This is a genomic window from Amycolatopsis ultiminotia, from assembly GCF_039536925.1.
GTDB lineage: Bacteria > Actinomycetota > Actinomycetes > Mycobacteriales > Pseudonocardiaceae > Amycolatopsis > Amycolatopsis ultiminotia.
Window position 1 is genome coordinate 194,500 of record NZ_BAAAZN010000004.1, and the last position, 13,333, is coordinate 207,832.

General features: G+C 71.3%; 6 protein-coding genes. 4 read left to right on the forward strand and 2 right to left on the reverse strand.

What is annotated here, in order from left to right; genetic code table 11:
* Positions 1–96: 96 nt before the first annotated feature.
* Entirely contained in the window at positions 97–1,575 is a 1,479-nt protein-coding gene (locus tag ABD793_RS11360; protein WP_344858515.1) for a hypothetical protein, read from the reverse strand.
* Between the two features lie 1,810 nt (positions 1,576–3,385).
* Here ABD793_RS11360 and ABD793_RS11365 point away from each other — a divergent pair.
* The 4 genes from ABD793_RS11365 to ABD793_RS11380 are packed head-to-tail and all read left to right on the forward strand — an operon-like array spanning position 3,386 to position 9,653.
* Positions 3,386–4,021: a hypothetical protein gene (locus tag ABD793_RS11365; protein ID WP_344858517.1), complete on the forward strand. Its 636-nt coding sequence runs from the start codon at positions 3,386–3,388 to the stop codon at positions 4,019–4,021.
* Positions 4,018–5,607 (forward strand): DNA polymerase Y family protein, encoded by a 1,590-nt coding sequence (locus ABD793_RS11370; protein ID WP_344858520.1) that lies wholly within the window; start codon positions 4,018–4,020, stop codon positions 5,605–5,607. The genes ABD793_RS11365 and ABD793_RS11370 overlap by 4 nt, the downstream gene beginning before the upstream one ends.
* A 54-nt stretch (positions 5,608–5,661) precedes the next feature.
* Positions 5,662–9,000 (forward strand): error-prone DNA polymerase, encoded by a 3,339-nt coding sequence (locus tag ABD793_RS11375; RefSeq protein ID WP_344858522.1) that lies wholly within the window; start codon positions 5,662–5,664, stop codon positions 8,998–9,000.
* Positions 9,001–9,053: 53 nt separating this feature from the next.
* Entirely contained in the window at positions 9,054–9,653 is a 600-nt protein-coding gene (locus ABD793_RS11380; protein ID WP_344858524.1) for a pentapeptide repeat-containing protein, read from the forward strand.
* A 545-nt stretch (positions 9,654–10,198) separates the two neighbouring features.
* Here ABD793_RS11380 and ABD793_RS11385 read toward each other — a convergent pair.
* The gene (locus tag ABD793_RS11385; protein WP_344858526.1) at positions 10,199–13,120 is read right to left on the reverse strand and encodes a TNT domain-containing protein; all 2,922 of its coding nucleotides are present in this window, start codon (positions 13,118–13,120) and stop codon (positions 10,199–10,201) included.
* Between the last annotated feature and the right edge of the window lie 213 nt (positions 13,121–13,333).

Here is a 13,333-nt window from a genome sequence, read left to right on the forward strand (position 1 = left end):
TCCAGTGTATGGCGGGTGGTGTCGGCGTCGCGCACTCGGTTTCGGTTCGGTGGCACCGTTTCCGGCCCTTGATCCGGTATCGGTGCCTCGATCAGCCTAACGGGCGATATGTCGAGGCCGGGGCGGGAAGGTCTTCCGCGGAGCCGGGTTCATCGGCCTGTGCCGGTGTGTGTCGGTGGTGTCTGTTCGGGTTCTTGACCTGCTGTTTTGGGTTCTCGTGCGCTTCGGTTGTGACAGTGGCGGCTTTGCTTCGGCTCTGCTTGACAGGGGGTGGGGGATGGGGTTAACTGAGGTCAGTCGAACGTTTGTTCGAGACTGTGGTTGTCGGAGCCGCCTTCCCCGCGGCATGCCGGTGCCCGTTCCGTAGCTGGTCTGCCGGCGTGGACCTCCCCGGAGCGGGTACCGATCGGTACGCGAGGGGAGGTTGTCCACGGTGTCGACTGATCCGGCGGGGTCATGGAGGGAGGGCTCGTCCGTACCCGCCCGGCCACTGCCGCCGGGAACGCCGGAACCGCAACGGCCGGGGGCGCCGGGGGCGGGGTTTCCGACGGCGCCGGGGTTCGGGACGCCTGGGCGGCTGGGATTTCCGGAGCGGTCGGGGACGCCTGGACGGTCGGGCTTGCTGGGGCGTCCGGGGAGTGCGTTGTCGGCGGAGCCGATGTTGGCGGGGGAATCGGTGCTGTCGGGGACAGCTGCGCCGCTGAAGCCAGCGTCGGCAGGGGAGCCGGTGCTGGCGGAGACGTCAGCGCTGTCGGGGGAGTTGGCGTCGGCAGGGGAGCTGGTGCTGGCGGAGAAGTCGGTGTCAGCAGAGAGATTGGCGTCGGCGGAGAAGTCGGTGCCGTCGGGGAATCCGGTGTTGGCGGAGACGTCAGCGCTGTCGGGGGAGTTGGCGTCGGCAGGGGAGCTGGTGCTGGCGGAGAAGTCGGTGTCAGCAGAGAGATTGGCGTCGGCGGAGAAGTCGGTGCCGTCGGGGAATCCGGTGTTGGCGGAGACGTCAGCGCTGTCGGGGGAGTTGGCGTCGGCAGGGGAGCTGGTGCTGGCGGAGAAGTCGGTGTCAGCAGAGAGGTCGGCGTCGGCGGAGAGATCGGTGCCGTCGGGGGAGCTGGCGTCGGCGGGGCGGCTGGTGCGGATGTCGGCGATGGGGAAATCGGCGTCGGTGTTGTGGGAGAGACCGGCGCTCCCGGGCGGTTCGGTGGCGCGACCGGCCGGGATCGGGCCGACCGGCCGAAAGCCGGTGCGGCCCGCGCGCGTCGCGGCGTCGGGAAGGGTGCTCCCGGCGCCGCGGACGTCGCGTGCGTTCTCCCGGACGTCGGCGTCGCAAGTGCTCTCCCCGCCATCGACGGCAGCGACACGGGCGGAACCGATGTCTTCGAGCGTGCCGGTGGCGCGGCCGGCGCGCTCGATCCTCCCGGCCACATCGATTGCGCAGCCGGTTCCCCTTGCGGTGCCGGTATCCCCGAATCTCTCCACGCCCCCAACAGAAACCCCAGCGGGACCGGCCCCGAACCCACCGGCCAAACCGACGCCACCAGCCAAAGACACGACCCAATCGATCAACTCGAAAAGCCCGATCAAGCGAACCCCCCAGCCCAAACCCGACAGATCAGCCGAGCCCACCAACCCGACTAAGCCGGCTGGCCTGGTCGAGCTGGCTGACCCGACCGAGTCGGCTGATCCGGCTAAGTCGGCTAATCCGACCGGGCCCACCGATCCGACCGAACCAGCCGGACCGGCCGAATCCAGGCAGGCCGAGCCCGCCGGACTCGCCAAGCCGGTTGATTCCGCCCGGCCGATCGAGCCTGCCGGGTCCGCTAAGTCGGTTGGCTCTGCCAGGCCGATCGAGCCTGCCGGACTCGCCAAGCTGGCTGGCTCAGCCAGAGCTGCCGGGCCCGCCGAGCAGGCCGAGTTGGTCAAGTCCGCTGCGCGGGCTGAGTTCGTCGGGTGGGTCGGGGCTGGTGGGTTGGCCGAGTTCATCGGGCCGGTCGAGTCCGCCGGATCAGCGGGGTTCGTCGGATCGGTCGAATTCGTGGAACGGGCCGGGCTTGCCGGACTGGTCAAACCTGTCAGCTCGGTCAAACCCGCGAGGTGGGGTGGGTCGGCCGGATCGGTCGAGTCCGCTGGGTTCGTCGGGCAGGTCGGTTTCACCGGTCGGGGTGGGTTGGCTGGATCGGTCGAGTCCACCGGGCGGGCCGGGTTCGCTGGCCGGGGTGGGTTGGTTGGAACAGTCGAGTCTGCTGGATGGGTTGAGCCCGCGAGGCGGGGTGGGTTGGTTGGATTGGCCGGGTTCGCTGGGCGGGCCGGGTTCGCGAGGCGGGGTGGGTTGGTTGGATTGGCCGGGTTCGTCGGGCGGGCCGGGTTCGCGGGGCGGGGCGAGGTGGCCAAGCTCGCTGGGCGGGCTGGGTTTGGTGGGCAGGTCGGGGCCGCTGGGCGGGGCGGGGTTGCCGGATTCGTTGGGGTGGGTGGGGCGGTTACGTGGGGCAGGGTTGTTGTTTCGGGAGGGGCATCCAGGTCACCTGCTGTTTCGGGCGCGGCGGTTGTGGTGGCCGGGTTGGGTGGATTCGTTGAGTCGGTCGGTTCGGTTGAGCTGGGGGCCTCGGCTAGGCTCGACGAGTCGCGTGAGACGGCTGGGCTGGCCGCGGTAACCGAGCTGATCCGGTCGGTGGGGGCAAGCGTTTCGGCTGATCCGGCGCCGTCGGGAGTTCCGGTGTCGTCGGCTGGTCCGGCTTTGGCAGCCGATTCGACGCCGACGGAAGGTTTCGCACCGCCAGCTGTCCCGGTTCGGCCGGTCGTCCCGGCCTCGCCGGACGTTTCGGTCCGGTCTGCTGGTCCGGTCTCGCCAGCGGATCCCGTCGCGTCGTCGCTGCCTGGGGATCCGGTTCCGTCGTCGCTGTTTGGGGATCTGGTTCCGTCGGCTCTGTCCGGGGATCCCGTTGCGTCGGCTCCGCTTGGGGATTCGGTTCCGTCACTTGTTCTGGCCTTGGCACCTGTTCCGACGCCGTCGCCTGCGTTGGCTCTGTCAGATGCTTCGGCCTCGCCAACTGGCTCGGTTCCGCCGACTGCTCCGGCCCGGCCTGCCACCTCGGTCCGGTGTGCCGAGGTGATCCCTTTCCCCGGTCCGAATGGCCCCAGCCCCGCCAGCCCCGGTCCGGCCAACCCCAATCCCGGCCCGACCAACCCCAGCCCCAGCCCGGGTCCGGCCGGTCCCAACCCCAGTCCCGCCAGCCCCACCAACCCCAGCCCGGGTCCGGCCGGTCCCAACCCCACCAACCCCATCCCCACCAACCCCGCCGGTCCCGGTGGTGGGCGGGTGTTCCCGGCTGGGGGTGGGTCGGTTCCGCCGGTTGCTCGGCTGGCTGCGTTGCCCGGGGTCAGTACTGCCAGCCGGGTGGCGAAGCGGGCTGTTCGGGAGGACGGGCGGGAGGACGGACGGCTGTTGCCGGTCGTTCCGGCGTTGGCTGATCTGTTGCCGGGGGGCGGGCTTCGGCGGGGGAGCACCGTGGTGGTGCACAGTTCGACCTCCCTGTTGTTCGGGTTGCTTGCCGAGGTCACCGTTGCCGGGGGGTGGGTGGCGGTGGCCGGGGTGCCGGCACTGGGGGTTGCCGCGGCGGCGGAACACGGGGTCGTGACGTCGCGGATGGCGTTGGTGCCTCGGCCGGGGGCGGAGTACCCGGCCGTGCTGGCCGCGTTGCTCGACGGGGTCGATCTCGTGGTCACCGAACCCCGTTCGGTGAAGGCGGACGTCGCGCGGCGGCTTTCCGCGCGGGCCCGGCATCGGGGGGCCGTGCTGTTCTCGCTCGGGCACTGGCCGGGGGCCGACCTCGAACTGCACTGCACCCCCGGCCCGTGGACCGGATTGCACGGGCACGGGGCCGGGCATCTGCGCACCCGGCCGGTCGAGGTGCACGTCCGCGGTCGTGGTGCCGCGGCACGTCCGCGTTCTGCCGAGGTGCTTCTCCCCGGACCGGGCGGTCACGTCGCCAGGGCCGGGAAGTCCGCCGGACGGGAAGAGGCCGCCGGATGAACGCGGTGCGGATGCTTGTGTTGTGGTGCCCCGACTGGCCTGCGGTGGCTGCCGTCGCCGCGGCCGGGGAGGTGCTGACGCGGCCGGCCGCGGTGTTCTCGGCGAACCGGGTGGTCGCTTGCACGGAAGTGGCAAGGGCAGGCGGCGTGCGCCGCGGAATGCGGCGGCGGGAGGCGGAATCGCGGTGTCCGGGGCTGGCCGTTTTCGGCGCGGACGCCGGGCGTGACGCACGGCTGTTCGAGACCGTCGCACAGGCGGCGGAAGACCTGGTCGTCGGTCTGGAAGTGGTACGGCCGGGGCTGATCGCGGTTCCCGTCGCGGGTGCGGCCGGGTACTACGGCGGGGAACCCCGGCTCGCGGAGGAACTGCTCGACCAGGTCGCGGCAGCAGCCGGGGTCGAATGTCAGATCGGGGTGTCCGAAGGCCTGTTCGCGGCGACTCTCGCCGCCCGGCGCGGGGAACTCGTCGAACCGGGACGGGCGGCGGAGTTCCTCGCCCCGCTGCCCATCACCGAACTGGACCAGCCCGACGCCGACCGGGCGGAGCTGGTCGACCTGCTCGTCCGGCTCGGCCTGCGCACGCTCGGCGCGTTCGCCGCACTCGGCGAACGGGACGTCACGGCCCGGTTCGGCCGCGCCGGGGTGCTCGCGCACCGGCTGGCCCGCGGACTGTCCGACCGGCCGCCGCTGCGGCGCCGTCCGCCGCCGGAGCTGTCGCTCACCGAAACGTTCGACCCGGTGCTCGCGCGGGTGGACGTGGCCGCGTTCCTCGCCAAGAACCTCGGCACCCGGTTCCACGCCGCCCTCGCCGACCACGGGCTCGCCTGCACCCGGCTGGGCATCTACGCCACCACCGAGAACGGCGAGCAGCTCGGCCGGGTCTGGCGGTGCGCGGAACCCCTTACCCCGCAAGGGGTCGCCGAACGGGTGCGGTGGCAGTTCGAGGGCTGGCTGCGAGCCGCGCCCGGCGAACGGCCTACCTCCGGCGTCGCCCGGTTGCGGCTGGAACCGGAGGAGACCGTCGAGGGCCGGTCGTTGCAGCTCGGGCTGTGGCGGGGCAGCGGTCCCGGAACGGGCGAGGACGAGGCCGCCGAACGGGCAGGCCGCGTCTTCACCCGGGTGCAGAGCCTGCTCGGCCCGGAAGGCGTGCTCACCCCGCTGCTCGACGGTGGCAGGGACCCCGCCGGCCGTGTCCGGCTCGTCCCGTGGGGCGATCCGCGGGAACCGGGCACACCGCCGGACGCCACCTGGCCTGCCCGGCTGCCCGCCCCCTCCCCCGCGACGGTGTTCGACCGGCCGCTGCCGGTCCAGATCGTGGACGAGCAGGGCCGCCCGGTCGGGTGCACCGCCCGCAAACGGCTCACCGCCCCGCCCCGCCTGCTCCGCGTCGCTGGCGGGCCACCACGGCAGATCACCGGATGGGCCGGTCCGTGGCCGGTCACCTCCGGCCGCCGTTCGACCGGTCCGCAGCAGGCCCGGCTGCAGCTGCTGCTCGATGGCGACGGCGACGAGCCCGGACAAGCCGTGCTCGTCCTCTGCTCCGGCACGGAGAATCCGAAGTGGACAGTGGAAGGGAGCTATGACTGATGGCCGAAGGAATCCCGCACCCCCGCCGGTCTCCCGAGAACCAGGACGACTGAGGTGAGCTGGAACAACCCGCCGGTCCCGTGGAAGGACCTCGCGCGGGCGCTGTCGGGCGGGCTGCCGCCAGGCGACCACGGGGACAGCCCCGCGTGGAGCCGCAAACGCGAGGGCTACCGACGTCCCACCGACGTTCCGCCGCCACGCAGTGATTTCGAATCCGCCCCCCGGACGGCCTACGCGGAGCTGCACTGCCACTCCAACTTCAGCTTCCTCGACGGCGTGAGCCATCCCGAGGAACTCGTGGAGGAGGCCGCCCGGCTGCGGCTCGACGCCATCGCGCTCACCGATCACGACGGCATGTACGGCGTGGTCCGGTTCGCCGAGGCGGCAAAGGAACTCGGCGTCGCCACGGCGTTCGGCACGGAGCTGAGCTTCGGGCTCTCCGGTCCGCAGAACGGCGCCGCCGATCCCGAGGGCGAGCACCTCCTGCTGCTGGCCCGCGGACAGGACGGTTACCGGAGCCTGTGCCGGGCGATCACCGCAGGCCAGCTTCGGGGTTACGACGAGGAAGTGCCTGCCCAGGACCGTGCCGAGAAGGGCCGTCCGGTCTACGACCTGCACGCCGTCGCGGAGGAGGTCGCGGACAGCTGTGCGGTGCTCACCGGCTGCCGCAAGGGATCCGTGCGTTCGGCGCTGGTGCGGGAGGGACCGGATGCGGCAGCCGTCCAGCTGCGCCGGCTCGTGGACCTCTTCGGCCGTGACCACGTGTACGTCGAGCTGATCGACCACGGCCAGCCGCTCGACAGCACGCACAACGACCTGCTCGCCGAGATGGCCCGTGAACTCGACCTGCCCACTGTCGCCACCACTGCCGCGCACTACGCCCGCCCTGAACGCGGCAGGCTAGCCGACGCCGTCGCCGCCATCCGGGCCCGGCGCAGCATCGACGACCTGGAGGGGTGGCTCCCCGGCGACGGTACCGCGTTCCTGCGCTCCGGCACCGAGATGGCGGAGATCTTCCGGCGGTACCCGGGCGCGGTGCAGCGGTCTGCGTTGCTGGGCATCGAATGCGCGTTCCGGCTGGAACTTCTCGCGCCGGAACTGCCGCCGTTCACCGTGCCCGAAGGACAGACCGAGACCACCCACCTGCGGGAGCTGGTGTGGGCGGGGTTCCGGAAACGCTACCTCGGCAAGGAAAAGGAGCACGAGGCGCGCAGGCAGATCCAGCACGAGCTCGAGGTCATCGAGGAACTCGAATTCCCCGGGTACTTCCTGATCGTGTGGGACATCGCGCGGTTCTGCCGCGGCAGCGGCATCCTCTGCCAGGGCCGGGGGTCCGCGGCGAATTCGGCGGTCTGCTACGCACTCGACATCACCAACGTGGATCCGGTGCAGTACAACCTGCTCTTCGAAAGGTTCCTCGCGCCCGACCGGGACGGCTACCCGGACATCGACCTGGACATCGAGTCCGACCGGCGGGAAGAGGCGATCCAGTACGTCTACACCCAGCACGGCAGGCTCAACGCCGCGCAGGTGGCCAACGTGATCACCTACCGCGCCCGCTCCGCGATCCGCGACGCCGCCCGCGCACTCGGCTACTCGCCAGGCCAGCAGGACGCGTGGAGCAAGCAGATCGACCGCTGGGGTGCCTTGCGCAGCACCGAAAAGGACCACGATCACGACATCCCCGGCGACGTCGTGCAGCTCGCCTTCGCGCTCGAGGACTTCCCACGTCACCTCGGCATCCACTCCGGCGGCATGGTGATGTGCCGCGAGCCGGTGAGCCAGGTGTGCCCGGTCGAATGGGCACGGATGGAGAACCGCAGCGTGCTGCAGTGGGAAAAGGAGGACTGCGCCGCGGTGGGGCTGGTGAAGTTCGACCTGCTCGGCCTCGGCATGCTCTCCGCACTGCACTACATGCTCGAGCTGGTCGAGCACCACAAGGGCAAGCGCATCGACCTCGCCGAACTGGATCTCACGGATGCGAACATCTACGAAATGCTGTGCCGCGCCGACGCCATCGGCGTGTTCCAGGTGGAAAGCCGGGCCCAGCTCGCCACGCTGCCCCGGCTGGCGCCGAGGAACTTCTACGACCTGGCGGTGGAGGTCGCGCTGATCCGGCCCGGCCCGATCCAGGGCGGGTCCGTGCACCCCTACATCCGCCGCAAACAAGGACGAGAGGAATGGGACTACGACCATCCGCTGCTGAAGAACGCGCTCGGCAAAACGCTGGGAGTGCCGCTGTTTCAGGAGCAGATGATGCAGATCGCCCTCGACGTCGCGAACTTCACCCCCGCGGAGGCCGACCAGCTGCGGCACGCCATGGGTTCGAAACGGTCCGAGCGGAAGATGGAACGGCTCCGGCTGCGGTTCCTCGAGGGTGCCGTGGCGAAGGGGGTGCGCCCGGAGCTGGCGGCGAAGATCTTCCACAAGCTCAAGGCTTTCGCGAACTTCGGCTTCCCGGAGAGCCACGCGCTGAGCTTCGCGCACCTGGTGTTCACCAGCGCGTACTTCAAGTACTACCACCCGGATGCGTTCTGCGCCGGACTGTTGCGGGCGCAGCCGATGGGCTTCTATTCACCGCAGTCCCTGGTGTCCGATGCCCGGCGGCACGGCGTCACCGTGTACGGCCCCGACATCAACCTGAGCCTGGCGTACGCCACGTTGGAACCGTTGCCGGGCAACGAGGAGCTGCGCGCGATTCGGAACGGGCTCGGCACCGTCCGCACGATCGGCAGTACGCTCGCGGAGGAGATCGTGGCGGAGCGGAAGGCACACGGGCGCTACGCCGGCATGTCCGACCTCGGCCGCCGGGTCCGGCTCACCACGCCGCAGCTGGAGGCACTGGCCACGGCGGGCGCGTTCGGCGGATTCGGTCCCGACCGGCGGCAGGCGCTGTGGTCCGCGGGTGCGGTCGCGCAGGACCGGCCGGAGAAACTGCCCGGCACCGGTACCGGCGTCGACGCCCCGATGCTGCCGGGCATGGACGGGCTCGACCTCGCCGCGGCCGACGTGTGGGCCACCGGCATCTCGCCGGACCGCTTCCCGACCGAGTTCATCCGAGACCGGCTCGACCGGCTCGGAGTGTGCACCGCCGACCGGCTGCTGGACCTGTCCGACGGCACGCGGGTGCTCGTCGGGGGTGCGGTCACGCACCGCCAGCGCCCGGCGACGGCGGGCGGTGTCACGTTCCTCAACCTCGAGGACGAGACCGGTATGGTCAACGTGATCTGCACACTCGGCCTGTGGCAACGATTCCACCGGATCGCGCGGGCCAGCCCGGCCCTGCTGGTGCGGGGAACGCTCGAGAAAGCCGACGGGGTGGCGAGCGTGCGGGCGGAGAAACTGGAGCCGCTGCCGCTGCGGATCACCACGAAATCCCGGGACTTCCGGTGACCGGGCCGACCCCGTCGGAGGAGTGCCTGCGGGCCGGATGACATCCTGTCCGAGTGAACGAAACCGGCGAGGAGTACCGCGAGGACTACCGTGAGGCGCGGCTTTCCCAGCAGTGGTGGGAAAAACGGCAGTTCACCGACTGCAATTTCACCGAGGCGGACCTGCGCGGCCTGCGCACCCGCGGCTGCACGTTCGACGGCTGCGACTTCACCAACGTCGATCTGGAGGGTTCCCGGCACGACGCGTCGGCGTTCCGGTCGTGCACCTTCGACCGGGCGATACTGGCGGACAGCAGGTGGTCGTCGTGCTCCCTGCTCGGTTCGTCCTTTGTGGACTGCAGGTTCACCAGGATCGCGCTGACCGAATGTGATCTGTCGCTGGCGTCGTTCGCCCGCGGACGGCTGCGAAAACTGGACTTGTCGAAGCTGCGGTTGCGGGAAGTGAACCTGACCGAGGCGGATCTGACGGATTCCGACCTGCGCGGCGCCGACCTGACCGGCGCACGGCTGATCGGCGCGAAACTACCCGGTGCCGACCTGCGCGGCACGATCATCGACGCCAACGGCCTGCTCCAGGCCGACCTGCGCGGCGCACTGGTGGACATCGACCTGGCCGCCGGTTTCGCCGCCGCGCACGGTCTGGTGGTGAAGTAACCCACCCACCCCGCCGATGGATGGCGGTTCGGCGACGGGCAGGCACACCGCACGCACCCGGCTCGACGGTGCGGTGCAGGCTTGGCGGCGGGGAGGCTTTTGGCGGGGCAGTGCTGGGGTTTGCGGCACGTGCCCGGTTCGGTGGGGCCGTGCCCCGGGTTCACCGGCGGTGTGCCGCGCTTGGCGGAGAAGTGCCTGGATTGCGGGCGGGGCAGCGACTGGAGCACGCCTGATTTGGCGGGGCAGCGCAGAGAGCGCACTCGGTTCGACATCGCCGCGCGGCTTGGTGGCACGGCGGGCCGGGGGAGTGCACGCGTCGCGTCTGGGTTGGCGGGGGCGCTCGGCTTGGCGGGGGTGGTGCACGGTTTGGCGGGGTGATGCTCGGCTTGGCGGGGTGGCGCCCGGTTTGGTGGGGCGGTGCCCGGCTTGGCGGGGCGGTGCACGGTTTGGCGGGGCGGCGCTCGGCTTGGCGCGGATGACGAACGGTTTGGCGGGGTGGCGCACGAAAAAGGGGGCGAGGCCGGTTGCCTCGCCCCCTGGCTTGATCAGTCGATCGGGGGTTCGCCTGGGTCCAGTTCGATCAGGTCGCCTTCTGCGACCAGTTCCTCGATGCTTGCGGGCAGCAGGTAGGCCGCGCCGCCGCCGGGTTGGTTGAACCACGGGATCGCCACGCCTGCCAGTGTCTCCAGCGGACGTTGCACCCGGTACACGTGATAGGGCCGGTTGACCCATTCCGGCACGAGTGAGCGTTCCTCGAACGGCGTGCCCGCGGCGTAGGTCAGGTTGCCGTTCGGGCCGCCGAACCGGTCCAGCTCACTGCCTGCCGGCAGCTCTCGCAGTTCCTTGCCGCGGAACAGCGTGAGCGGCGGTTCCCCGGAGAGCGGGGTGATGGGCCACTGGTTCGCACCGCCGCCACCACGGGTGCCGTTCGCCCGTGCCGGTTCCTCCCGCTGCACCGGCGGGACCGGGGCAGCCGCCGGCGGAACCGGTGCGGCAGGCGGCTCGCGGTGCGGTAACGCGGCGACCGCGGGCGTCACCTGCGTGGGCGGGGCAGGCGGGGCCTGCTGGGCGGGCGGTTCGTCGTCGGCGAGCAACTGTTCGGCCGGGGTGAACGCGGTCTGCTCCTGCGGGGGCACGTTCTCGCGCGGACGTACCGGGAACGAGCCCGTGGCCACTTCCGGCGACAGGGTCGCCATCACCGGCGGCTTCGGTGCATCGGCGACCGGATCGGCTACCGGTTCCGGCTCCGGTGCTGGTTCCGGCTCCGCGGGCACGTGCCCTTCCGGGTGCAGCAGGACCTTGCCGAGCATGAACGCGGCGGCGTCCTCGGCGTCGCCGAACACCGCGGGGTTGACCAGCTCCCCGTCGTACCAGCCGACGCGCCAGCCCTCGTCGACCTGCTCCACACTCCAGCCACGGTCGGTGGCCGCGCCGAGCCGGTAGGAGTCCGCCGGCACGTTCAGCTCGGCGAGCTTGGTCTGCAGGTCGTCCAGCGCAGGCTCGGCAGGCTGCTCTCGCAAAGCCCGGCGGCCGCCGGACGGCTGCTGCGGCGGTGCGCTCGGTTCCGGCCGCTCCGCACCGCGCGCCGGGAAAGACGCATCCACGGGCAGCGCACCCGGCACGTCCGCACCGGGCATGATCATCGCGGTCGGCGGTCCCGCGTCGAAGTCCGGCTCGTCGTGGTGCCCTTCGACGGCGTAGTCGTCCGGTTCGGGAGCCCGGTCCGAATGCGTGTACAGCGCGTCGCGCTGCTCTTCGTCGTGCAGCTCCGGCTCGTTGCCGTGGGTGAAGAGCACCGGCTCCTCGCCGTGTTCCAGTTCTTCGGCAGGTTCGTAGGAAGCCGCCGGGGCTTCGTCGACCGGCGAGTACAGCGCGGTCTGCTCGACATCCGGAACCGGCGCCGTGCCGTTGCGGCCGGACTGCGCGAAGGCGGCGTGCGGCTCGTCGTCGTAGGGCTCTTCGACGGCGAAACGGTCCTCGAACTCGTCTCCGTACACCTCTTGCTCGTGGTACTGCGCACCCTGTCCGCGGTACTGCTCGCCGTTCGTTTCGTACTGGGCGAAGTCCTGCTCGAACGGCGGCTCGGCGGAGCGGTGCTCGTCCACCTCGTGCTCGTCGGCGTAGTCGTCGTGGTGCGCGCCGTAGTCGGCGTGCTGGTCCGGACTGCGGTCAAGGGCCGCCGGGTCGACCAGCTGGGTGCCGTGGGCGTCGTACTCGTGGTCCGGTTCGTGCTCGGCTCCCGCGGGGGCGCCACCGCTGAGCACGGTGTCGATACCGCCGGTGGCCTCGTCGTCCGGCTCAGCGACGGGCTCGGCCTCCGCAGCGCCGGATCGGCCGTCCGCACTCGCGGCGGCCACCCCGCCGGCCACTCCCGCGGCGGCCAGGCCACCCACCGCAGCGGCTGCACCCAGCCGCGGACCGGGGCCGCCCGAACCGCCGGACCCGGGCGCACCGGGACCGTTCGGACCGGCACCACCGGCACCTGCCGGGACGCCAGGAGCACCGGGCCCGGCGTTACCCGGCCCACCGGCACCTGCCGGAGCACCGGGTCCACCCGCCTGTCCGGGGGCCCCACCGGGCCCGGCCGGAGCAGGACCGCCGGGTCCCGCCTGCCGGGGCGGGGCGGGGCGCTGCTGCGGCGGCTGGTTGCCCCGGGTCAGGTAGCCGGCCGCGCCCTGCAGGGTGAGGTCGTCGATCTGGGGGAGCTGGAAGCCCGCGGCACGGATGTGCTCGACCAGGTCGGCCTCCGGTGAGACGCCGTAGGTGCGCAGGTAGAAGTTCACCGCGGCGGGCCAGATCCACTGGCCGTCGCTGTGGAAGGCGACCGGGACGGTGGCCTCCGGGGCCGGTGCCAGCCGGTCGATGTCGTAGCCGCGGTCCTGCACCACCACGGGCGCGTGGTCGAGGTAGTCGAGCAGCCGGTCCTGCTCGTCGACGTCGAGATCCGGCCGGTTGATCACCGGACGGCCGGCCGGGCCGATCGAGTCGAAGATGCGGGCGATGCGGAAGTGCGGGCCGGGCTGTTCCGGGCCGAGGCCGGACAGCCTGCGGATCAGCCACTCCGGCACGTTCTCCTCGGTGCGCGGGAACATGCGCAGCTCGTCGGAGTACGCCTGCGGCGGCGGCGCGAGATGCCACTGCGGCTCGTCGCGGTTGTACTCGAGGTTGTAGCTGGACGGGTGGTCGAGCTGGTAACGCGCGTTGAACCAGGTGCCACGGCCGTCGCGGTACATCCCGGCCCGCAGCCTGCCGAACAGGGTCGCGATGTCGTGCGTGGCCACCCATTCCTGGGTGGTCCCGTCCTCCGTCCGGATTTCACCGGTCAGCTCGTGGTACCTGCCGACGGCGCGGTACTCCGCGGTGACCTTGCGCCAGTCTCGCGGGGCGGCGCGCAGCAGGGCCAGCCCGATCTGCTTGACCAGTGTGTCCTGCTCGGTCGCGTTCAGCTGCGTCGTCGGTTGTGCCACACGAACATTTTGACTGCTCGCGCGCGCGAACGCACCCCGCATAGGCCTTTTGCCACCCACGGGCACGCCTACGTGCCCGCTGACCTGGCCGGACGCGATATGGCGGAGGTCACACGCCCGGGTGGGTGATGCGGTTGAGTGCACTCCAGTTTAAGCCCGGGGGTGCCCCGGGAAGGGGAAGACGCGCGGGCCGATCGGGTGGCGACTGGGCAC